The sequence below is a fragment of the Myroides oncorhynchi genome (assembly GCF_020905415.1).
Classification (GTDB): domain Bacteria; phylum Bacteroidota; class Bacteroidia; order Flavobacteriales; family Flavobacteriaceae; genus Flavobacterium; species Flavobacterium oncorhynchi_A.
The window spans coordinates 3273146-3298354 of record NZ_JAJJMP010000001.1 but is presented as its reverse complement, the minus strand read 5'-3'; the positions used below and the strand labels follow the sequence as shown (position 1 = coordinate 3298354).

At 33.2% G+C, this 25209-nt stretch carries 19 protein-coding genes; all 19 read right to left on the bottom strand.

Going from position 1 to position 25209, the window contains the following annotated elements:
- Positions 1 to 143: 143 nt before the first annotated feature.
- The 19 genes from LNQ81_RS14220 to LNQ81_RS14130 all read right to left on the bottom strand — a co-directional run bounded on the left by LNQ81_RS14220 (position 144) and on the right by LNQ81_RS14130 (position 25207).
- A complete protein-coding gene (locus LNQ81_RS14220) occupies positions 144 to 1787 on the bottom strand; it encodes an NADPH-dependent assimilatory sulfite reductase hemoprotein subunit (RefSeq protein WP_229947846.1) in 1644 nt (547 codons plus the stop codon).
- 10 nt (positions 1788 to 1797) lie between these two features.
- Positions 1798 to 3459 (bottom strand): diflavin oxidoreductase, encoded by a 1662-nt coding sequence (locus LNQ81_RS14215; protein ID WP_229947844.1) that lies wholly within the window; start codon positions 3457 to 3459, stop codon positions 1798 to 1800.
- Positions 3449 to 4261: a uroporphyrinogen-III C-methyltransferase gene (cobA, locus tag LNQ81_RS14210; protein WP_229947843.1), complete on the bottom strand. Its 813-nt coding sequence runs from the start codon at positions 4259 to 4261 to the stop codon at positions 3449 to 3451. Before cobA ends, LNQ81_RS14215 begins: the two co-directional genes overlap by 11 nt.
- A gap of 11 nt (positions 4262 to 4272) precedes the next feature.
- A complete protein-coding gene (gene cysK / locus LNQ81_RS14205) occupies positions 4273 to 5184 on the bottom strand; it encodes a cysteine synthase A (protein ID WP_229947842.1) in 912 nt (303 codons plus the stop codon).
- 27 nt (positions 5185 to 5211) lie between these two features.
- Entirely contained in the window at positions 5212 to 5994 is a 783-nt protein-coding gene (locus LNQ81_RS14200) for a serine O-acetyltransferase (RefSeq protein ID WP_229947840.1), read from the bottom strand.
- 14 nt (positions 5995 to 6008) lie between these two features.
- Complete coding sequence (locus LNQ81_RS14195) at positions 6009 to 7244, bottom strand: sulfate adenylyltransferase subunit 1 (protein ID WP_229947839.1); 1236 nt, start codon at positions 7242 to 7244, stop codon at positions 6009 to 6011.
- 19 nt (positions 7245 to 7263) lie between these two features.
- Complete coding sequence (gene cysD / locus LNQ81_RS14190; protein WP_229947837.1) at positions 7264 to 8166, bottom strand: sulfate adenylyltransferase subunit CysD; 903 nt, start codon at positions 8164 to 8166, stop codon at positions 7264 to 7266.
- Between the two features lie 15 nt (positions 8167 to 8181).
- A complete protein-coding gene (locus LNQ81_RS14185) occupies positions 8182 to 8892 on the bottom strand; it encodes a phosphoadenylyl-sulfate reductase (RefSeq protein ID WP_229947836.1) in 711 nt (236 codons plus the stop codon).
- A 63-nt stretch (positions 8893 to 8955) separates the two neighbouring features.
- Positions 8956 to 9372 carry an RrF2 family transcriptional regulator gene (locus LNQ81_RS14180; protein WP_255669492.1) on the bottom strand — a complete coding sequence of 139 codons (417 nt, stop codon included), beginning with the start codon at positions 9370 to 9372 and terminating at the stop codon, positions 8956 to 8958.
- A 557-nt stretch (positions 9373 to 9929) separates the two neighbouring features.
- The gene (locus LNQ81_RS14175; protein WP_229947834.1) at positions 9930 to 11243 is read right to left on the bottom strand and encodes an alkaline phosphatase family protein; all 1314 of its coding nucleotides are present in this window, start codon (positions 11241 to 11243) and stop codon (positions 9930 to 9932) included.
- Positions 11244 to 12659 (bottom strand): tetratricopeptide repeat protein, encoded by a 1416-nt coding sequence (locus LNQ81_RS14170; protein WP_229947833.1) that lies wholly within the window; start codon positions 12657 to 12659, stop codon positions 11244 to 11246.
- A gap of 20 nt (positions 12660 to 12679) precedes the next feature.
- Positions 12680 to 15838 (bottom strand): TonB-dependent receptor domain-containing protein, encoded by a 3159-nt coding sequence (locus LNQ81_RS14165; RefSeq protein ID WP_229947831.1) that lies wholly within the window; start codon positions 15836 to 15838, stop codon positions 12680 to 12682.
- A gap of 31 nt (positions 15839 to 15869) precedes the next feature.
- Positions 15870 to 16457 (bottom strand): sigma-70 family RNA polymerase sigma factor, encoded by a 588-nt coding sequence (locus LNQ81_RS14160; RefSeq protein ID WP_229947829.1) that lies wholly within the window; start codon positions 16455 to 16457, stop codon positions 15870 to 15872.
- A gap of 2 nt (positions 16458 to 16459) precedes the next feature.
- Positions 16460 to 17410, bottom strand: coding sequence for a FecR family protein (locus LNQ81_RS14155; protein ID WP_229947827.1), 951 nt, complete (start codon positions 17408 to 17410; stop codon positions 16460 to 16462).
- A gap of 493 nt (positions 17411 to 17903) precedes the next feature.
- Positions 17904 to 19862, bottom strand: coding sequence for an OmpA family protein (locus tag LNQ81_RS14150; RefSeq protein WP_229947825.1), 1959 nt, complete (start codon positions 19860 to 19862; stop codon positions 17904 to 17906).
- A gap of 26 nt (positions 19863 to 19888) precedes the next feature.
- On the bottom strand, positions 19889 to 20833 hold the full coding sequence (locus LNQ81_RS14145) for a PorP/SprF family type IX secretion system membrane protein (RefSeq protein WP_229947823.1): 945 nt from the start codon (positions 20831 to 20833) through the stop codon (positions 19889 to 19891).
- Positions 20834 to 20841: 8 nt separating this feature from the next.
- Complete coding sequence (locus tag LNQ81_RS14140; protein WP_229947821.1) at positions 20842 to 22134, bottom strand: gliding motility-associated C-terminal domain-containing protein; 1293 nt, start codon at positions 22132 to 22134, stop codon at positions 20842 to 20844.
- Between the two features lie 20 nt (positions 22135 to 22154).
- Positions 22155 to 24692 carry a hypothetical protein gene (locus LNQ81_RS14135; protein ID WP_229947819.1) on the bottom strand — a complete coding sequence of 846 codons (2538 nt, stop codon included), beginning with the start codon at positions 24690 to 24692 and terminating at the stop codon, positions 22155 to 22157.
- A gap of 11 nt (positions 24693 to 24703) precedes the next feature.
- Positions 24704 to 25207 (bottom strand): hypothetical protein, encoded by a 504-nt coding sequence (locus tag LNQ81_RS14130; protein WP_229947817.1) that lies wholly within the window; start codon positions 25205 to 25207, stop codon positions 24704 to 24706.
- Positions 25208 to 25209: the final 2 nt, after the last annotated feature.

Below are 25209 nucleotides of genomic sequence, written 5' to 3'. Positions count from 1 at the left end.
AAAGTTTTAGAATACTTAAACCACCATAGTCTTTGGTAGTTTTACATAGACTTTAAAAGAGTCTAGAAATAATAGGACAGCAACAGCTTTGCATAATATATAATTTTGTAGTGTTTAGATTGGTTGTATCTTCTTTAGTTTAATCAGACAAAAAACTTTCTATGGGTAAAATCCCCAAAAGTTTCTTTGTCTATTGCCTCTTTCTTGTAAAGGTTAAATAAGCTATCTAATTCTGTTAAGATATCTTGTTCTTTTAGTTTTGATTTATATAATTTATTTAATCTTGTGCCATAACGATCACCTCCTAGCATTAAATTATATTCCTGTGAGGCAGTACCTACAAAACCTATTTCTGCTAAGTATGAACGACCACAGCCATTAGGGCATCCTGTCATACGGATACTTATCTCTTGGTCAGTCAAGTGGTGTTTTTCTAATAGCGGCTCTATTTTTGTAACTAATTCAGGTAAATATCGCTGTGCCTCTGCTAAGGCTAATGGACAAGTAGGCATAGCTACACATGACATAGAACTCTCTCTTAACTTGCTGTTTTGCAACTCTATCTTGTACTTTGTGATCAGTCTTTCTACTAACCATTTGTCCTCTTGATCGATTTCACCCAAAATTAGGTTTTGGTTACAAGTAAACTTAAAGTCCGAAACACATAACTTAGATAAGTCGTGTAAAAACTCCTTCTGATACGTAGCTACTACTCCATTTTCAACAAATAGCGTATAATACCATTTTTTATCATGGGCTTGTTGCCAACCATATCTATCATTGCGCTCAGTAAATTCATATGCTCTAGGAACTTGTAGTTTTACTTGAGCTCTTTTTTCTAGTTCTGTCACAAAACTCTCCACTCCTAATCTATCAATAGTATATTTTAAACGAGCTAACTTTCTATCAGCGCGATTGCCATAATCTCTTTGTATTGTAAGTACTTCATAGATAAGTTTCATAATATCTTGCTCATTATCCGAAAAACCTATAATAGTAGCAAGTCTTGAATAAGTATGCTCATTACCATGGGTTGTTGATAGGCCTCCACCAATAGCTATATTAAATCCTATTAATTTTTCATCTTCAACTATGGCAATTAAACCTATATCATTGGCAAATACATCCACATCATTGGTAGGAGGAATAGCAATAGCTATCTTAAATTTCCTAGGAAGATATTTATCTTGATAAAGTGGGTCCGACTCAACTGATCTATCATAAACCTTCTGATTATCAATCCACACCTCATAGTAAGACTGCGTCTTAGGCAAAAGCATCTTAGATATCTTATCGGCATAGTTATGAATCTGTTCAAAAACAGCAGATACCTGTGGATGTGAACTACAAATAACATTTCGATTAACATCCCCACAAGCTGCAATAGCATCTAACTTTGCAAGTAAAAATCCTTGGATCGTATCACTTAATTGATGTTTTAATAATCCATGAAGCTGAATGGTTTGTCTGGTTGTAATCTTTAAAACACCTGTTCCATAAAGTTCAGATATCTCGTGAATTGCTAGCCATTGTTTACTAGAGATTACACCACCTGGTATGCGAAGACGAATCATAAAGGAGTAAAGCTTATCTAACTTCTTTTCAGCTCTTTCTTGTCTTCTATCCCGATCATCCTGTACATACATCCCATGAAACTTAATTAAAGCCTCATCATCAGGTCGTACATTACCAGTATGGTTATCGTGCAGACTCTGAGAAAGAGTACCACGTAAACCATCACTTTTTTGTTTAATTCCCTCTATGGGAGAAAGTTTATCTTGATTCATAATCTACTTATTAATACACATCTTTTTTATACTGTCCATCTAGGAACATCTGTTCTAAATACGCTTTAGCTACCTCTAAAGAACTCTTTTGGTTATTCATAATAATTTCAATAAGTGTCGAGTCTATATCTTCACTCATTGGAGATTTCTGACCACAGACATAAATTATAGCACCTGCCTGTATCCAAGCCCACAACTCTTCTTGATTTTGTTTTAATCTATCCTGTACATATACTTTGTGTTTTTGATCCCTGGAAAATGCAGTATCTAACCTAGTTAAAACTCCACTTTCTAACCACTGTTGTATCTCTGTTTGATAATAGAAATCACAAACAAAATATTGCTCCCCAAAAAACAACCAATTTCTGGCTTGGCTACCACTAGCATCACGATGTTCTAAAAAGGCTCTAAAAGGAGCTATACCTGTGCCCGGACCAATCATTATGACATCTTTATCCTGCTCTGGCAAATAAAATTCACTATTGTTATGAACATAAAAACTAATCTGCTGTCCAATCTCAAAACTAGAGAGATAGTTAGAACACAATCCTGTTTTCTTTTCTTTTTCAGTTTCAAACTGATCTAAAGCTACTGTTAGATGAACTTGATTATCATGAGCAAGAGGTGAAGAAGATACAGAATAAAGTCTTGGCGATATTGGTTGTAATAAGCTTTTGACTGTATCAAAATCAATCGAAGCCTGTAAGTCGTATCGTTCCAATAAGTCCAAAAGATCTATTCTGTTTTGAGAGATTTCTATCTTTAAACAAACTGATAGTTGCGTGATTACTGTCTTGGTTAATCCTGTAATACACAAATCCTTTAACTCCTCAAATCTACTCTTGGCTCCTAAGATCTGAGCAATCTTTAGCATACTTGTTTTATCATTAACAGAATAAACTCCTATGGCATCGCCAGGTTGATAATCAATATATTGATCGCAACTAAGCTCTAGGTGATAAGTCTTCTTATTAGATTCTCTATCATTTAAAAGTACCTTGTGATTAACAACTGCTTGATAGACGACTTTTGAATTTGTTTGTAAAACAGTACTAGTGCCTATTCTTGGACTATTTATTGTGTTATTTCTAAGGGCCTCCAAAACAGTATCAAACCAAACCTTAGTATGATCTTTATAGTCAACGTCTAATTTTTGCAAAGCAATAACTGGTGTAGATCCTTGCTTTTTCAGTAAGGCATCTAATTGTTCTCCTGCTTTACAATAAAACGGATAAGAGCTATCACCAATCGCTAGTACACAATACCTAACTTGGCTTAAATCAAGTGTTACTTTAGATAATTTTTCAAAGAAACTCTGAGCAGATAAAGGTGGTTCTCCCTCACCTTGTGTGCTACATATAAATACAATAAAATTCTCCTTACTTAAATCCTCTACTTTATAAGTCGCTAGATCAAAACTTCTTGCTTGAATTTTGTTTAGCTTGCATAATTTTAAAAATTCAAATGCTAGTTTTTTACTATTGCCTGTTTCACTACCATATAAAATAATAGGTTTAATCTCAGTAATATCAATTAAAGTCTCTTGGTTACTTGATTGTATCTGGTTTTGTTCTAATAGTCCTGAAAGATATCCATTAAACCAGATTAATTCTTCACGAGAATAATGCTCGACCTGTTTTTTAAGGTTGGTTATTTTTTGATCAAATTGCATGCTGAAACTCTTTTATATGATTGTCAAAATAAGAATGAATCTCTCGGGTTTTAATCTCCTGTTTCCAAGAGAACTTATTGTGCAGCTCAACTACTTTTCCTACTATAAACAAAGTAGGTACATACTCAAATTCAATAAGCTGCTGTTGTTGTAAATCTTTAAAGCTATAGACTGTAGTTCTCTGATATATTGTACTTGCTTGTTGAATCACAGCAATGCCTTTATCAGCTGCAATTCCATTATTGATTAGAGAATTTACCAAGTATTTTAACTTTTGTCCACTCATGTAAAAAACCAAAGTATCTTGGGTTTGTGCTAAATCTTGCCAAGTACCCTTAGTAATATTCTCTGTATCGCATAGAGTTAAAAATCGAACAGCTCGGCTATATCCTCTAGCAGTAAGTGGAATACCACTATAAGCTGCAGCTCCTAAAGCTGCTGATATACCAGGTATAATCTCATAATTGATATTATGCTTTTTTAAAACAGTTAACTCATCTAATATGTTAGAAAATATTGAGACATCTCCTCCTTTTAATCTAAGCACCTTTAATCCTAATTGAGCATAACTAACCATAAGGTCATTTATTTGCTCTTGTGGAGTGTGTATTCCTTTAGAGCACTGTTTACCAACATAAACTACCCTAGCTGTTTTGCTAGCATATAATTCTATTAATTCAGGTGAAACTAAGCGATCAATTAAAATCACATCTGCGGATTTTAAATAACGTAGTGCCTTAAGACTAATTAACTCTGGATCTCCAGGGCCTGCTCCGGCTAAAATTACTTTTGTACTATTCATAATCCTTGGTATTAAAACAAGTCTTCTATAGATAAGTAGCGCTCACCACTATCATAGTTAAACGTAAGTACTCTAGCTGCTTTATCTATACTTGGCAATAATTTTGCCACTGCTGCTACAGAGGCTCCTGTTGATATTCCTACTAGAAGCCCTTCTTGCAAAGCAAGGTTTTTAGCCCCCACAAAAGCTTCTTGTTTAGAGATTTTAATTATACCATCCAATAATGTAGTGTCTAGAATTTCTGGAATAAATCCTGCTCCAATACCTTGGATAGCGTGAGGTCCTGATGCTTCAAGGCTAAGTACAGCCGAAGCATCAGGTTCGACAGCTATTACCTTAAGATTAGGAAATTTTTGCTTTAAAACCTTAGAGACTCCTGTTATATGTCCTCCTGTTCCCACTCCTGTAACTAAATAATCTAATCCTTGTGGAAAATCCTTAATAATTTCTAAAGCAGTACTTCTAGCATGAATATCTACATTCACTGGATTATTAAACTGTCTAGCCGACCAAGCATTAGGAATCTGTTTTACTAGTTCCTCTGCTTTTTCTATAGCCCCTTTCATTCCTTTTTCTTTTGGGGTTAACTCAAAGTTAGCGCCATAGATTTGCATTAATTTTCTTCTTTCAACGCTCATAGATTCAGGCATTACAACAATCACCTTATATCCTTTAACAGCTCCAACTAAGGCAAGACCAATACCTGTATTACCTGAGGTTGGTTCAATAATTACTCCTCCGGGTTTTAATAAACCTTTAGCCTCGGCATCCTCTATCATTGCCAATGCAATGCGATCTTTAATACTCCCTCCTGGATTTGCTTTTTCTAGTTTTATCCATACATTATCTTGGTCTGAAAAATACCTATTTAACTTTAGTACAGGCGTATTTCCAATGGTTTCTAAAATACTTTCTACTTTCATTTTTATATTATTTTGGTTTAAAATTGTTCATTTGGTTAATTCATCTTTTATTCTAATACTATAGCTAGAAGTTAATTCTACAATAGACTTCTCTTTAATTGAACTTGTTATCACAACATTATGTCCTATTATTGACTGTCTTCCTATTCTTGTTTTCCCTCCTAAAACAGATGCATTAGCACAAATAATAACATCATCCTCAATAGTTGGGTGCCTTTTTTGTGTCTGTTTTAAATTGGTTTGAGACTCTCCTAGAATTACTCCTTGGTAAATCTTTACATTATTACCAATAATTGTTGTACTGCCTATAACTACCCCTAGTCCGTGAAAAATAATAAATTGACTTCCTATTTTAGCATGAGGATCTATATCTATACCTGTTAAACGATAAGCATATAAAGACGCTATTCTTGGTAGCATTGGAATATTTAATTCTACCAAAATATGTGATATTCGATATATAAAAACAGCCAAAAAACCAGGATAACAAGACAATACTTCTGACTTAAACTGAATAATTAGATTACTATCATTATACTTTTGTAAATCAGACTCCAATAAATTATATAAAGAATCTATACTATTAAAAAAAAGAACAGTTTTATACTTTGCTTTTTCTTTTGAGACAACAGTTGATATAATATTTTCTAATTCGCTTTTTAAGGCCTTTTCAGTATTTAAAAAATCAGCAAAACAATCATAGTTATAGTTAGTAAACATCCAATTGTAAAACTGATCCAGCCAGCTTTCTAGCTTCTGCTTATTAGGTACTTTATTTTTAATAGTTTTATTGTATATATAATCCCTCATACTATAAAAGGAATTTATAAAAACATTAAAGCCCCAACAGTGTTGTAAGACGTTTCATCAACTAATATGGCATTTCCTGTTTTAGAATTTTCAATAAAAGGGTCATAATTTAAACTCTGACTTGTCTGTAGACTAACCTGAGCAATATCATTCAGGCTAACTTTATCTCCTTGATGAAATTCTAACTTATTAATATCCCATTTTCGATCAATGGATTTGATTTTAACTCTTACACTATGAAAACGATGCTTCAATATATAGGTTTTTCCTAGGTGAAGGTCTTCCGTATCAAGCCAGCTTATCCACGAGGTTAGCTTATTTGAAATCTCAGGAGATTTCTGATCTTCAAGATAAATGGTGTCTCCCCTACTTATATCAATATCTGAATCAAAATGCATCACTATATTATCGCCTGTGACAACCTGATTGACTTCTTGTAGATTCTTTTCTAATTTGATAATAGTAGCTGATATATCACTAGGAAGTACTCTAACTCTATCACCTACTTTATATTGACCACTTAAAACAAGTCCAGCGTATCCTCTATAGTCTAAATACTCTTTTGTTTGAGGCCTAATAATTAATTGTACCTGAAAACGAGATACATTTCTAAGCTGAGTTTCGATCTGAATTGTTTCTAGAATACCTAGCAATGTCTTTCCTTTATACCAAGGTGTTAAAATAGAATGATTTACAATATTATCACCCTCAAGTGCACTTATTGGAATATATAAAACCTCTGTAAAGTCTAGCTGTTGTTTTAATATGTCAAATTCAGTTTTAACTAATTCATATTGCTCTTGACTATACTGAACCAAATCAATTTTATTGACAGCTACAATCACTTTCTTAATGCCCATTAAAGAGGCAATAGAAGCATGTCGTTTTGTTTGCTCAGTAATTCCCTTTCTAATATCAATAAGGATTATTATCAAATCAGAAACAGAAGCAGCCGTTATCATATTTTTAGTATACTGTTGGTGCCCTGGAGAATCGGCTATAATAAATTTTCTACTCGCAGTAGAAAAATACTTATAAGCAACATCAATTGTGATTCCTTGTTCGCGCTCTGCTCTTAAGCCATCTGTAATTAATGCTAGATCTATTGTATCCTCTCCTATCTCACTTTTACTTGCCAATACGCCAAGGTGATCTGTTGATATACTATTAGAGTCATATAATAGTCTACCTATTAAAGTACTCTTACCATCATCAACATTCCCCGCTGTTATAAACTTTAATGTTTGCATTTCTTTTTATTTACTACAATTAAAAATATCCTTTCTTTTTTCGATCTTCCATCGCTGATTCTGACAACAGATCATCAAGCCTGGTTTGACCTCTTTCACTTATTCTAGAGTTTTTGATATCTTCAATAATATCATCTACTGTCTCTGCTTTAGAAGCAATCGCTGCCGTACAGGTCATATCTCCTACTGTACGATAACGCACCGAGGTAGTTACTACTTGCTCGTGGTTTAATGCAGTTGTGAAATCAGACACAGCAATTAGTTTATCGTTATATTGTATACACTCTCTTTGATGTGAAAAATATAGTCCTGGTAACTCTATATTGTTAGCTTTGATATAATTCCAGATATCTAATTCAGTCCAGTTGCTAATAGGAAATACCCTTGTGTTATGACCTGCTTGCATATTTCCGTTGACAATATCCCATAGCTCAGGACGTTGAAGTTTTGGGTCCCACTGTCCGAAATCACTTCTTAAAGAAAATATTCTCTCCTTAGCCCTTGCCTTCTCTTCATCTCTTCTTGCTCCTCCTATACAAGCATCAAACTCGTGTTCTTGAATAGTATCTAATAAAGTATAGGCCTGTAAAGAGTTTCTAGAGGCAAATCTCCCTTGCGTTTCTTTTAAGTTATACTTCTTAATACTATCCTCTACATTTGATACGATAAGCTTTTCTTGAATTTCTTCAACCAATTTATCTCTAAATTCTATTGCTTCAGGGAAATTATGCCCTGTATCAATATGTACTAATGGAAACGGGAACTTCCCTGGTCTAAAGGCCTTTAGTGCCAAGTGAACAAGAACGATAGAGTCTTTTCCTCCTGAGAAAAGCAAAGCTGGTTTCTCAAATTGAGCAGCTGTTTCTCTAAGTATATAGATTGCCTCTTGCTCTAAAGTTTCTAAATAATTGTTTTGTATCATGTCAGTTAATAATAATTATTCTGTTTTTAAATGTAATCCACACTCCTTTTTAGAAGCATCTTCCCACCACCATCTACCAGCTCTAAAGTCTTCTGTTGGCTTAATTGCTCTTGTACACGGACTACAACCTATACTGATATAGCCTTGCTTGTGTAAAGGGTTGTAAGGAATTTGGTTTTCTTCTACAAAAGAAATAACCTGCTGCGTTGTCCAAAGTAGTAAAGGATGAAACTTGATAATTTGATTTTGCTCATCCCACTCAAATGGGCTCATATTTTGTCTATTGATTGAATGTTCTGCTCTTAAACCTGTTATCCAAATCTGCTTTTGATCTAAGGCTCTTTTTAAGGGTAAAACCTTTCTAATGAAACAACACTCTTTACGCAGTTCTACAGATTTATAAAAACTATCTGGTCCATTGGTATTCACAAACTCTTCAACTGATGTACTCTCAGGAAAATAACTTGTAATTTTAAGACCATACTTAGCTATGGTTAAATTCCAAGTATCATATGTCTGTTCAAATAAACGCCCTGTATCAAGAGTAAAAAAGGCTACATCCTTAAAGTCTTTTAACATATGAGTGATCACCTGATCTTCATAACTAAAGCTTGTTGAAAAACAAATAGAATTAAAATGTTGCTGTAGATATAGCATTTGATCATTGAATGATAATGCCTGTATATCTCTTAATATCAAGTATTCAAAGCTTTCTTTTAGATTCATAATTATATCAAAATTTTAAAAACTACAATATCTATCATTTTAGTAGTTATTAGGGTGAAAAAATTATTCGTTATCTATAAAACGCTGAAGTGTTGCCTCAGACATACTCTTACGTGTTTTGTCTCTTATCTCAATAAATTGTTTTCTTAAATAACAATTTTCTTCATCTAAACAATCATCACATGGCTCGTAATAATTTAATGAGACACATGGTGTAAGTGCAATAGGTCCATCAAATATTCGGTATAAATCTGCTACCGATACATCCTTAGGGTCTTTAATCAAGTAATACCCACCTGCTAAGCCCTTTTTACTATTGACTAATTTTACTCGTTTTAGCTCCAATAAAATCTGTTCTAAAAACTTCTTAGGTATATTTTCAGTCTCGGCGATAGTTCCAATAGTCAAATGTCCATTTTGATAAACTCTAGCTAAACATACCATCGCTTTTAAAGCATACTTACATCGCTTTGATAACATAATTTTAATTTTAGTATAAAAAAAACTCCTTATTTATTTAATAAGGAGTTTCAAGTATAATGTTTAATTTAAATATATAACATACACATTCACTACTCCTCTTTTGAAAAGCATTGACACATACACATTACCATAATTAAATTATAAATTCTCATTTTTTTATTTTTAATTCTTCTACAAATGAAAGAATTATATTTTAATAGACAATCTTTTTTTTTGTTTTTTTTAAGATAAAAATATTCCTAAGGTTAAAATAAGAAAAAAATAAATTTTCAAAATACTGATTAACAAGCGTATGCATTTCTTTTGTATTCTTATTTCAATTATAAATAAAATATGTATGTCTGTTTGATTTAATAAGAGGGTGTAATGTTATAATTATCCTATTAAACTAGATAATACCAATTTTTACAATTACTGTATATTAACTAGTTACTTGTTTACATGATCAGTTCCTTTAACCTATAAATTATCAGTATGACACTAAACGGAGATACATTAAATAAAACAAGGGAGCTCTTAAAAAGAATTCCCTTATTGAAAAAAACAGACGAAAACTACTTTTCATTTGTAATTGGAAGTGCTACTCCATCAACATCAGGAAGAGATAGGTCTAGCATTTTACCAATTATTACTGGTATATCTTCTAGATTTAAAGTATTGATCACTAAACCTTTTTTTACAGGTTTACCATAGGCTACAAAACCTGTATATATTTGTTGAAAACTTGGATAATAACCATGCTTACCTCCCTTTGAACTAGTTAGAACTTCTCCTGTAAAATTATTGGTAAAACTATACCCTAATTTACCACTTAAAGCAAGTTTAACCCTTGGATCAGCTCCACGAAGTTGTATCTGTTGTTCACTAATTATCTCAAAACCTTCTTTGTATTTCTGTGGTAATTTATCTAAAACTTCTTTTACCTTAGTTACAATTTTAGTATCGTTATAATCATATAAATGTAGTAATGTACTACCTCCAGAACTAAAGAAATAAGCTTTATCAAAAAGTCCATTTTCTTTAAGCCATATATTAGGCGATAGCGCAAAATCTGTAGTCACAAATCCATGGTCTCCTGTTACAATAATCACAGTATCATCTTCCAATCCTGCCTTTTGTATAGCATCTAATAGATTACCAACTATCTTATCTGCTCCTGCTACAGCGCGTTGCACCTCATAATGCTCTCTACCATAGCTATGCTGAGCTCCATCGGTATTAGGTAGATGTAATGTCAACAAATTAGGTTTATAAGTCTTTAAAATATATGCCGCACTTCTACCTAAATTCTCATCCATTGCTAGGCTTGATAAATTAAACTCATCACTAGTTACTTTTCCTACAGCCTTGTCTAAAACTTCCTCAAATAACCCCTTAGGAATGGCACTATCTAAGGTTGCTTTTATCCTATCTGATGGATTTTTAAAGTCCCATATCTCAGGTAAATTATAATCTATATAAGCATTATCTAATGTAATAGGCCAAGAAACAGATGCTGTAATCAGTCCTTTTTCTTTAGCCCATTGCCAAATTGTAGACGACTTAACCTGACTTGAATGATAAACCCATTGAGCCTTACTTGTGTTTAATTCTACATTAGTATTATAATATACTCCATGCTTGTTTGGTAACACTCCTGTAGATAAGGTTGTGTGTGAGGGATAAGTAACTGAAGGGAAAATAGTCTTAACCCCTTTAGCTACTACTCCATTATCTGCCATATACTTTAAATTAGGTGTAGCCCAATGCTTTTCAGTATAAAAATCTGGCCTAAAACCATCAATACTTACCAAAACAACATGTTTGACTTTCTGTCCAAGCGAACTAAATCCTATCAGTAAGCTAAAAATTACAAATATCTTTTTCATCTATTTAAATAATGGTAATATGTTTTTATCTGTTTTATTTTGTATTAGTACGCGATTCATATCGTACTTCATAGTCACTACTCCTGTTACTTTATCAACCGTAAAATCATCCATCTGCAATTTATTAGGTATAAAACTTGGTATTAAAGCCTTAGTATGTTCATCTTTCACATTTGGGTTATTCCCTTGCTCTATCTGTGAAATAGGAAATTTAATCCCTAAATCTGTTAAACGCCTACCCTCTGCAAAGAAGATTTCTTGCCTTAATAAATAGATTAAATACAACAATTCATTTTCAGAGGTTACTTGAGCAACTTGAGCTTTTGTAACTTTAGTACCTGATATCATATAAACAGGTACTTTGCCTTGTTGACGGTCTAAAACATACCCCTGTAAAACAGGCTGATCAGAAGAAAACTTTACTCCCACTGCCTTTAAAGGATAGTCTATTCTCTTTCCTCCATTTCTAGTTTCCTTTTTATCATCCACCATTTCTACTGGTCGCTGTGCTACTAAGTCAAGTAGTTGATATAAGAAATCTTTGCTTTGTGCTAATTGATTGCTTGCTAAAGCTACTTCTGATAGAATTAAATAAGCTTCCTCTACCTTAACTAAAGCTAAGGGTTTCTGATCATTTTGGGGAGTTCCTACAGAAAAGAACTTTGGGTCTAAATAATCCAAACGAGGTAGTGGTGCTAATCGATTAGGTAAAGCATCATAAACTGCATTTTGCATCTCATTGGGTACATTGTTTTTTCCATCAAACTTAACATTATATAACATTTTAGGGTCTGATAAAGCTAGTGTAGCTTGCTGTTTAGCCTTATTTTTATCGCCTAAACGATAGTATGCTCTAGCTTGTAAAAGGGCATATACATTTTTCATTTTTGTGTCGGTCTCCAATGCATACGCTTTTTCAAAGCTTTGTATTGCTAGGGTTAGGAAAGTTCTTGATTCAATTACTTTACCTAGCTTCGATTCTGGTAAAGCCACAAATAATTCTCCTGATAATAAAGAAGAATACCCTAAACAAAAATGCATAAACGCTAAATCTGAAGGTTTTAGTGTACTATCCTTGGGGGCAACAGTATTAAGTCCATAAACAGCCATTTCTCTAAGTGTCTGTACAGTACTTTGTAAATTATTCACATCTGGATCAAAGTAATCAATCTGTGGAATATCAAAAATTTTAGTATACTGCGTATAATTATTAAAATAATTATCTGAAGTTATTTCAGTATTAATTACAACAATATTTGTTGTAAGTGCTAACTGTTTTTGTAAACCTATAATCCAACTACTACCTGCATTGGGTTTATCTAAATAGTTATCTTCTGTAACATAAGGATTATCTACACAACTCACTGTAGTGGATAGTGTAATCAATAACAAACCTGATATAAGTGTTTTTTTCATTTTAAAAAGTAGTTTTAGATTTAAAAATTGATTTTAATAGAACCTAAGAATTGTCTAGGTGCTGAGTAAGTAGCATAGACAATTCCACCTGTTGAAGCTCCACCTTGTCCTTGAGCAGAACCACTTATGGTAGCCTCTGGATCAAAAGAAGAACTAGTAAAACTAAATGGGTTAACAACGTTAAAACTAAATGTCATTGAGTTATAAAAACTCTTGTTTGTTGGTCTATAGTAGTAACTGATACCTATATTTCTAACCTTTAAATAGTCCGTTTTTTCAACAAATAGGTTGGTGATATTTAGCCAGTTGTTTCTCCCATTTTTCTCTATCTCTGCCATAGGTACGTGGGCATCAGATGCTCCATAGAAATATCTAAATTGTGCGTCCCAATTTGCAGCATACCCTCCTGTTTGGTAATTAGCGTCGGCAAACATGCTCCAATTGTTATATCTTAGGTTAAAACCTAGATTCCCAAATAAGTCTGGAATAGTAGTTCCTAAATAAGATTGAGGCGTTGTCTCTTTAAGAGTTCCATCTTCTGCCATCACACCATAATTCCCACGTATAAAACCTACAGGTCTGCCCTGTTCTACAACAGTCTGTAATGTTCTAGAGCTAAAACCATTAATATTAAATGCTGGCGCTCCCCCTGTACTTAACACCTTGTTTTTAAGTGTATTTAATGAACCTGTTAGTGTAAGAGTCCAATCGTGTAGATCAATAGCCGTTAAAGAGAAGTTCATCTCAAACCCTTTATTCTCTATTTCGCCTATATTATATAATTGACTCTTAGTATACCCACTAGATGGAGTTGGTGGTACATAAAACAAAGCATCTTTAGTTTTAGAGTAATAATAACCAACAGTTAAGTTTAATCTATTATTAAAAAAAGTCATATCCATACCTATATCCCATGTATGGGTTTTTTCTGGTTTTAAGTCCTCATTACCTGGTTGAGCAAAAGAAGATGCTTGTTCCCCTAAAAAGCCATCAAAAGCTACCGTTTTTTCATTGGCATAAGCTGGTGGTAAATTACCTGCTACACCATAACTAGATCTTAATCTTAAAGAATTAACTACTTTATTTTCAAACCACTTTTCTTGAGATAACATATAAGACCCACCTACCTTTGGATAATATTGTACACCAATATTCTTACCAAATGATGGATTTCTGTCACCACGTACACCTAAATCTAAAAACAACTTATCCTTATATCCAATATTTTCCTGAACATAAAAACCATAGTTTAAGACCTCTGCTATATATTCATCACTAGTTCTTATTGCTGCCTCTGAAATTGAATGTGCTCCATCTCTTATGTTACGTCCTTCTACTAAAGTCTGATTATCTGAGTTTCTAAACAATTGCCCTCCAGCTGTAGTTATAAAAGAGAAATCCTTAATATTAGCACTATACTGACCGTTGAATTCTAACGTTAATCCCATATATTTACGTTGGATTTTTTGAATACTTCCTTGATCTTTGATCAATTGTCCTTTGGTAGCTGAAAGATATTCATTGGTTTCTATATTTTCCTGATCTTGGATTCTATAATCTAATCCTCCTACCAATTTAAAAGATAAATTCTCTAAAGGATTGTACTTAAACTGCTGTGATGTTGTAAAGCGATTAATTTTGATTCCATTATCTTGTAAACGTTCTGCATTGTCTACAAAAGTTTTCATCTTCGCAAACTCAGCATCATTAAGCTCATCTAAACGATTATTAAATCCTGGTCCAGTAATTTTAGATGCTCCAGATTCTGCAAACCAAAGTCCAGTATAGCCTCCTTGGTTTCCATTTCTATTTCGATTGTATTTATTGTGTAAATAAGAGAATGAACTTTCATAAACTACCTTGTCTGATAATTTAGCGTGAAATCCTGAGCTTAAATCGAGCTTTTGGTTTTGATTCTGATTGTGTAATTGAACTCCTGTTGAATTCTGATAGCTAGTAGAAAAATTATATCCAAAGCCACTGTCAGACTCTCCATTTAAATTAAGTCTGTACTTTTGATACAATCCGTTTTGAAACAAAATATTTTTAGTTCTATCAAAATACAAAAAATCAGTTGTAGGAGTTTCTGCTCCTAACTCAGCTGTAACATTCACATTTGTTCCAGGCATTCCTTTTTTCTTTGTAAAAATTTGAATTACACCGTTAGCAGCATCTGATCCGTATAAAGTAGTAGCTGCACCACCATTGATAAACTCAATCTTCTCAATATTATCCATTGGTATATCACCAATAGAACTCATAGATGATCCTTGAGAGCTACCTCCTATTGTTGTACGTGTATTGTTATTGTCCAAACGTACTCCATCAATATAGATTATAGGTGTACTGCTTAAAAATGCAGAGTTTACACCTCTTGAACGTATTAAAGAAGTGGCTCCGGCCTGTCCACCTGTTAAGTTAATTTGAGCATTGGGTAACTTGGCTGATAATAACTGATCTATACGCTGGGCTGGAACTTTGTCTAATTCACTAGCTTTAAGTACTGTAACGTTATTAGACAGTCTTTTTCTTTGTACATCTGCTCCCTGTCCAGTAACAACAATCTCATTTAACATTTGATCCTGTTGATCTAGCTTTATTAAGATATTCTTATTATTCTTAGAATAAGTTTGCTCTTTGGTTTTATACCCTAAATAGGAAAATGACATTACCACAGGTGTATGTGTAATTGTTATCGAAAACTCCCCATTATCATTAGTTGTTGTGATAAATTCATTATTAGAATCCCTAATATCTACTCCCATTAAAGGCATTTGTAAATCATCAACAACTACCCCTTTTAACTCAATAATCTGGCTTGTTTTTTCTTGAGAAGAAACTGGTTTAACTAGCACTTGATTATTATTAATCTGAAAGTCAAGAGTAGTCTTAGACTGCAAATCATTTAACAAATCATCAATAGAATCATAACTCTCTAGTACCTGAATCTTTTTATTTAAAGGTACATTCTCTAAGATATAGACAAATCTCAACGAAGAAGATTTTTCTATTTTAGCGAATATTTCTTCTAATGAAAGATTCAAACTGGTGAACTTAATCTTACTACTTTTAACTTTTGATGTACTATTTACATCATGCCTTTCAGACACTGAGCTATATCCATGAAGACTAACTAAGTTAGCATAGCAAACCAGTGCAATTAAATACTTTTTTTTCATTGATTGAGGGAATTTATGTTGTTTTTAGTTTCTATTTTCTTTGAATAAGTATCTTATTTATAGTGCGTAGGGCTATAGACATATGATTCTCGACTGTCCTAACTGATATATTTAATATTTCAGCAATTTGTCTATATCTTAATCCATCTACTCTATTCATTTCAAATATTCGACGAGAGCCTGCTGGTATTTTATTAATGATTAGCAATAAGTCTTTTTGAAGTTGGTGCTCTTGCTCGTTCAAAATAATTTGCTCTTCTATATTCTCTGAATAATACTTGTCTTGAAAAACAGCATAATCAAAGCTTATCGCTTTTGTTTTAAGTTTCTTTTTATGCTGAAATAACATGTTTTTAAGCATCGTAAATACATATACTTTGGGAGAATTAATCTCTAATAAAGTCTCTCTATTTTCCCATAGATATAAAAAAACATCTGAAATTTTCTCTTCTACTAAATAAGAATCTGATTCATAACTTGCCGCAAACCTTGATAAGTACTTATAATATTTAACATAAAAATGTTCTAGAGCTCTCTTACTCCCTAAGGCTATTTGTTCGAAAAGTTGAATATCTTCACCCTTCTCTTTATATACTTTTATATCTATTGAATCATTCATAATCAATTAATTATATATACAGAACCTTCTAATGAAATATTGCAATTTGTGACAAAGGACAATGACTTCACAAATTCACTTATTGTTTGCTGTTCAAATGTTCCTGTAATTCTAGCCTTTAGCAATGCAGTGTTTTTCACACTAAACTTACATCCGTAAAATTGTTGGATTCTTAAAAGAGCATCTTGTAGAGGTTCATTTTTAAATACTAAAATGTTGTTTCTCCATTGCAGTTCTATACTTGCATCTCGCTTCTCTCTAGCCACTTCTCCTGTGGAACTATTATAGAGTAGTTTCTCATTTGGTTTTAGATATAACTGCTCATTGTTATTAAACCTAGCAAGAACACTACCTGATAATAACAATACTTCCTTTATAGTATTCTGAGTATTGACACTAAACTTAGTCCCTAACACTTCTACTTGTAGATTGTTGTGTTCTACTATGAACTTTTTATCTGACATATGTACAACCTCAAAAAACGCCTCACCTTGCAAATAAACTTTCCGAACGGTATTTTCTAATCTGTATTTGATTTTAGAATCACCATTTAATATAACTTTAGAACCATCTGTTAGAAAAACAGTAGAACGATGTCCTTTGATATTGGTGTATTCATAGATATGAGAATCTTCAGTAGATTTAAAAGAGGACCAAAAGACAATATTTAAACTAATCAGTAATAATAGTCCACATGCCCATCCCAATATCGTATAACTCAATGACCTTTTCTTCTTGTGAATCTTTATTGCTTTACTAGTATATTGATCTATTAATTGTGTATTCATAGGATAAACTCTCCACAGCGTGCGATATCTCTGATATACTATCTGTAACTGATCATCTATGAGTAAGTCAATCTCAAAATCAGTTCGCTGTTCTAATGTTAATTCCTTATTTAAATACATCAAACAACGCTTTATATATTTGTCCTCTTGGAAATTTTCATCCATACTTATTGTTTATTAAAGGAGTGAAATATTTGGTTTTACCCCTAAAAAGCAAGGTTATCAAATCGTTACTTAATTATTAGAACTACTGATTAAAATGAGGCATTAGATTACTCTAATGTTAATCACTATATACAATCAAAATAGGAAATTAGCCGCCAAGCATTAAGTATACTGTCTTTAGATATTTAAAACGAAGTTTTTAAAAGAGTATGCTAACAAGCCAATGTTAAGAATATGTAATTCTTTCTTTTACTACTTATTAGTTTGCTTTCTTTTTTAACAATTTTAGAAATGAAGTTTATTTAACTCTTTGTTTGTTTAAGGTGATTTTTTCAGCATTGCTGATTTATATTTAAGATTATACCAAACAAAAGAGCCACCCCTAGGGGTGGCTCTTTCTGGCTAATACTGTCGTTTTAGATCAACAGTGAGATCGGTCGAAAAAAAAAATTGATTTGTTGTTTTGTTCAAAACAGCTATTAAATTTATAGAACTATAGTTCTGTAATAATAAACTCGCTTCGTCTATTTAACTGATGTTCCTCAATTGTACATGGTACTGAGTTGCTACACTTGTTTAAAAGCCTAGTCTCTCCATAACCATCACCTGTTAATCTGTTTCTGTGAATTCCTTGAGTAACCATCCACTCTATTGTGGATTTAGCTCTGCGATCTGAAAGCTTAAGGTTGTACGCATCATTTCCTCTACTATCTGTATGTGAACGCACATCTATCTTCATTGTTGGGTATTCTTTTAATACCTCTACTACTTTGATTAACTCTGCCGCTGCATCAGGTCGTATATTAGACTTGTCAAAATCAAAGTAAATAGGATTAAGTTTTAACTTCTTAAACAAATCATCATCCTTCTGGATAGGTTCTAATGTTTTCTCAAGCCCTATATCAACTCGTTTTATTCCTTGTTGACGTTCTACCACAAATACCACTTCTACAGTATTATAATCTTGTTTCTCTGCCTTGATGCGGTATTTCCCTCCACAGTCTAAGTACTCTGATAAGTAGTATCCTTTTGCATCAGTCATAATCGTGTCCGATTTTTGATATAATGCGTCAGATATTACCACCCTTGTATTAGCAAGTGGCTCTTTTGTATTCTTATCATACACTATACCTTCAAGAGCTTGTTTACACGGTTTTTCTTTAAAGAAATAGATATCATCTCCTCCACTTGCCCCTGGTCTATTTGAACTCACAAATCCCTTATGAGATTTACTATCTATATAAACACTAAAATCATCAAATGGACTATTAATAGGGGTTCCCATATTGGCTACTTGTCCTATAGATCCATCTACATTAATTTTAGCCACAAACATATCTAATCCTCCAAGTCCTGGATGTCCATCTGAGGCGAAGAACAAGAAGTTATCCGCTGAGATAAATGGAAATGTTTCACGTCCTGATGTATTAACTTTACTTCCAATATTCTCAACACTTCCGTACTCTCCCGTTGGATAAATAGCTACTCTAAAGATATCTGACTGTCCAAGTGTTCCTTTTCTATCTGAAGAAAAATAAAGCCACTTATTATCAGGTGTCAAACTAGGATGGGCTGTATTAAAATAATCCGAGTTAAACGGAAGCTCTAACACTTGTCCCCACAAGCCATCCTGGTTCTTAGTGGCCTTATATATTTTTAATAAAGATGATTTGTCTTTATTGTTTCTTCTTTTCCCTTTTTCACTTGAATTATTACGTGTAAAATACATCGTATTGCCATCCTTAGTAAATACGGCTGTTGCATCATTAACTTTAGAGCTTATCTCTTTAGCAAGTTGTACTGGTTCTGAGAAGGTCCCATCGGTATTTATATCCGAACTATAAAGAGCAGTAAAGCTCTCATTAGTCCACTCGTGTATAGACTTATTTACATCTTGATTTCTTGCAGAAGTAAACACGAGTTTATTACCTAAAATAGTTGCTCCATAATCCGAAAACGTTGTGTTAATACCCAAAGCTTGTATATCATACAGATCCTTCTTATCTTCTATCTTTTGCAAGTAATCTTTGTCTTGTTCAAATAACTGAGCACGAGAATCTGTACTTTCTAATCTAGAGAACTCCTGCATCATCTGATCTGACTTATCGTAGTTCTCTAGAGATTTTAGCGTCTGAGCGTAGCGATAGTAATATTCTGATGAGATAGCCTCTTTACCTTTATCGCCGTACTCTCCATCAAACAACTGTTCATACCACTTATTGGCCTCTGGTAACTTTCCATTAAAGTAATACGCATCTGCTAATTTCTTTAGCATATCTGCGTTTGTGTACCCTTTGTTAGCGATGCGCTCATAAATCTTGATTGCATCGACATACGCCTGGGTTTGATATTCTTTATCCGCTTTCTTCTCTGCTACTTTCTGAGCCTGAGTATTCACTCCCGCTAAAAGTAACATACCAAATAAGCTTATTTTCAATAGCTCTTTTCTCATAATTGTGTCTTTTTCCTCTTATTCTTCTAGAAGAATCGAGGCGCATTAATCGTACTACGACGGTTAAATAACTCAAATCTCATAAAGATCTCATGTGATCCTGAGTTGTAGTTGTGCAATTTAGTAGTATCAAAATCGTAAGCATATCCAATAAACATATTGTCGTTTATTTGGAAGCCTGCCAGTGCACTGACTGCTGCATCCCAACGATAAGCTGCCCCTAATGTAAATTTATCATACAACAATACATTAGCTGTCAAGTCCACTTGTAAGGGTGCTCCACTTACTGCTTTTACTAATGCTGCTGGTTTAAACAATACATTCTCACTAACATCAAATACATACCCCCCCATTAGGTAGAAGTGTGCTTTTTGACGCATCACTGTTAGATCTGTATTGCGCTCGTTATCATCGTATCTATTCTGTGTTAAGAAGTTAGGTACTGATAACCCCACATACGCTTTGTCTGAATATAAGTAAACTCCTGCTCCGATATTTGGACTAAACTTATTGTTGATATTCTCCTGTGAGTGTGGATCGGATGGATTGTGGATGTTTAATTTTGTATAATCCACGTTCAGTAAATTAGCTGTCCCTTTTAATCCAAAAGCTAATTTATAATCTGCGTTCAAATCAATTGCATACGATAAATCTACTGAGATATTATTCTCATCCATCGCTCCTAAACGATCATTGGTAAAGTTTACACCTAACCCTAGTCCGCTCTCACCTAATGGTGTAGATACAGATACATTCGCTGTCTTAGGGGCTCCATCTAATCCTACCCACTGTGTGCGGTACATCCCAAATACGTTTAACGTTCCTCTGCTTCCTGCATAAGCTGGGTTAACCATATTGGTGTTATACATATACTGGGTGTATTGCGGGTCTTGTTGCGCTTGCATTTGTGAGAAGCAGCCTAAGGCGATTAGGCTGATTCCGATTTTCTTGATATTTTGTTGAATATTCATATATTCTCTTACTTATTGCTTTCTAATTGTAGATAACCTGATTTTTTAATCATGCGTGAACCTTTGGCATCTTTATACTCGTAGTTCACAATGTAATAATACGTTCCACTTGGTAGTTTTTCGTTCTTATTGATTGTCACACGACCATCCGAATACCCTCTAAATACATTTCCTGCACTGTCATAATTACTTGTATTATAAACCTTAACTCCCCAGCGGTTATAAACTTCCACTGTGTTATTTGGAAACTTAGTAATGTTGTCAATGATAAAGTAATCATTCTTACCATCTCCATCAGGGGTTACAAGGTTGTAAATAACAATGTCTCCATCTAAGATTAGATCCGTGTTAACTGTCGCTAGCGTAAAAAACCCATAACCTCTTACACTAGTAGGAGTTGTAATCTCTTTTTTATCTAAATCGACTACTCCACCTTCGTCTACCCATAGTTGTTGTTTGGCATCCCAACGTACAATGTGTAACTCTTTCTCGGGATTAGCTAAAAGCTCTTTAGGGGTAGTACGCTCATCCCAACTTAACGTTAGCATAATATCTCCTTGACTATTGTCATTACCTTTATCAATGGTCCAATACTCACGAGTATCCAGTAGATTAATCACACCTGACTTAGTAGCACGCGCCTTAAAGAAGTTCTTATCATCTAGGTTATACTTCCCTTGGTAAGCATCTTTTACATTTTCAGGGGCAGTGATTCTAGCATAGCGATAAAGCCCTTTGTCTCCCTTAGGATATTGAAACTCTTCTTTTCCGATCTTCTCTACATAGCCCTCTGCGTGACTTCTATCTGTTGGCTTTAATGCTTTAGCTCCTTGGTGAAAAGTAAGCATACCTACTAAAGAATCTACCTTGATAATTCCGTCTTTAAAGTCTACACTTCCACGTACATTTGCTTCGTTCTTTAGATCAAAAGCCATGTCCTTTGTTGGGTTGTCTAAAACAACATCAAAGAAGTTTGATGGTTGACTTCCTGTGATAGCTTGCGCACCTGTTGCTTGTTCAAATGGCGTAAATACCGCTTTTGAACTTTTACTATTGGCGCTGTGCTCGTATAAATTATCATTGTTGAAGTTACTGTAGTAATAAACCGTTCCATCATTCTTCACATAACCTTCTTTCGTATTATCAAAATCATAGATTGTTGACATTACTCCACCTTCTGCTACCGAAATCTTTCCTTGGTTTACCATTACTTGATCTTTCTTAGCTTGCTGAGCTACTACTGTAGCTGGCAACGCTAGACCCAATAAGGCAACTGATTTATATAATTTTCTTGATTGCATAGTTTTCAATTTTTGATTACTTATTTACTTAATCCAGGGTTTAACAACATTGGATTAGTAACTGCAGAGCAATCCTCAACACGAATTGAGAATTCATTTGAGAAATCTGAACACTTACTTGTATTAGTTACTTTTAATCTTATTCTTAGTCCGTTAATTTGCTTTGTCGCATGATTAACTTCAAGTTTATTATCCTCAACTCTAATAACATTAGTAAATGACGAATTTGTTAGTTCTTGCCAACTTCCCCCTACACTTGTTGAGTTGTATTCCCATTTAAAATTTACTCCAGTGGTTGTAGTGGTAACAATTTGCTTTTGATCAAAATTCTCACATAAAACAATATTTCCAACCGTTTTACTAACCTCAGGAACTTGATTGATGGTAATTTGAAATGGAACTTTGGGACCAAAACAGCCATCTTTTCCCTCTGCAACTAAATATTTATGAGTACCTATTGTCGAAGGTTTAGGCTCTTGACTCAACAAATTGTTCTCAAGATCAAAATAATATAGATTGTAACTTTTTTCTACTCCTACTAATGACAATTGATTTTCAAGAATAATTTCATCTGTCTGACAAAACACAAGGTTTTTTACCAAAGGACTTGATGTAACTCTTTCAACACTTATTTCAAGTTTTGCATAACATCCAGCTTCCATTCCAGGAACCATAACGAAGTACATCTTCTTACTTCCATCAGCATTTACAGCAAAGTTACCTGAGACTAAACCAACAGTTGAATTATATGAACTAGGAATTACATTATAAAACTTAGAACCTATTGGATACTGAGCTATAATTTCATCTCTATTAAATCCTGTTACAGGAACACTACAGAATGCTTTAAACTGCATAATACCATCTTCAACAGGTGGATTACAATTCTGTTTAAAAGCTGTACTTACTTCAATTATAGATTCAAAATCATCGTAAACTGGTCCTGCACAAAGACCATTTCCATAATCTCTAACTAAATCAGAATTTACTTGAGTATTTGATGTAGCACCTACTCCTGATATTTTACCATTAATTTTGATTCCTAATCCACAAACATTAGTAGATAATAAAATACAGTTATCAGATACTTTAAAACGATATTTTAATTGTGCTAATAAAAGTTCTTTAGTCTGATCTTCAGGCAGACTTCCAATATTCCAAATAATTGTTCCTCCAGCAGTTACAGAAGGGTCATTACTTCCTCCCACTGGAGGTCTCCATGAAACATTACCTGATACTGGTAATCCATTTTTTATAGTTGCACCATTATAATGCAAGTTAAATGGAACTGGAATTTCTATTATTGAATTATTTACAGCTTCAGTTCCTTTATTGTAAACATCTAACTCAAATTCTAACTCTTGCCCAGGTTCTACATTACCATTATGAGTAGGCTTTTTTCCATTAGTCTCTACTGGTTTATTCTCTCCAACTATATCAGGAACATATGCATCGACAGCAAAAACTATATTATAAATTACATAAGTATCTTGTGTACTACCATATCTAAAAGTTGCATTAGTGGCATTATTTGCAATGTATTTATTACCTGAGTTGTCTAAATCAAACTTAGCTATATCATATCCTGTATTATTTACAAGATTTGGGCTTCTAGGGGTGTCTCCTACAGCAATGGAAGAGTTAAAGAAATTTCCTGTTGTATTTTTATTATGCTTTAGTTTATCGAAACTACTACCTCTTTTGATTTCAAAATAATCTCCTTGAATCATCCTATCTCCTTCTCCCGCCATTAAACCAAGAGTAACATTAACATTACCGTGTTGAGTAGCTTTAAATCCTGAAATTGGTAATTCATAGCTGTAATTTCCACCAGCTACATATGCATGTCCATCAAAAACAGTAATATCTCTCCACTTCATTGAAGTATTTTTATAGATAATAACCATTCCCCAACCACCATAAAAACCAGTTCCTCCACCATTACCTTCAATCAAAGCAAGATCAGCAACTGTATAATTACCTGCTCCCTTTTCTCTAACATAAGAAGTAATATCTGCATAAGCAGAATACATATTACCATCTGTATTACTTGGATAATAAAGATCTGTTGAATTAGCCCAAATATCACGATAAGAGTCACCTTGTTTCTTTAATCTTACTTTTCTTTTATTTAATCGATGATTTCCATTTACTAAGAACTCCTCATTAGAATTCCCTCCATCATGTGCTCTTCCAGACCAATAAAGTCCAGCATATATAATCTCGGTACAATCTCCCCCAGGTAATACTAATTCTGCTGACGAAGAGTTTACAGTAGAGTTATCATTATCGATATCTACATACTTCATATAATTATTACTGTTATCTTTATCTAAAACATAAGGATCTAGAGTCATACTAGTATTTCCAAGCATTAGGAAATCTCCTTGTAGATTATAATTCTTAACGTTAGTATATGGAGCGAGCACTTCAGATGAGACTCTAGGTGTAAAAGTTTTTCGAACTTGAGCACTAGTAGTAAATGAACTTAATAATACAATACTATAAACCAATACAGCAATAAGAAAAGTACTCGTTATTTTTATATTCTTTATCATATCCTTTTCTATTAACTTGGTTGTTCCATTGTCTGATATAGAATAACTACTTCTTTATAATTCTTTAGTTTTTCTATTATATTTTTAAAATGCTTGTGAACAATATCCTTTGACATAGTCTTGTATGAACGTATATAGACATATTTCAAACTACTTAATTTTGAAAATAAATCATCAGGAATCAGAAATTCTTCAGCTCCATCCCACTCTATATTAATAATTACAACACCTCCTAAATCATTCTTTAAAGATTTTACTAATACCTCAAAATCAGATGATTTTTTAATACTCATTCTAATAACTCTTTCAAGTTTATTATAAACTATAGTTTTATTATCACTGTCTACAAGCATATGGCTATCACCTCCATTAACTAAGTAATCAAGTTTTTGAAATTCTTGACTTGATAAAATACTTTTCTTATCTTGATAGTGCTCAATAGTGGTTTGAGCTTGTGTTTTGATACCAAAACACAAGACAAAAACTACTATTAAATATTTGAATAGATCTTTCATAA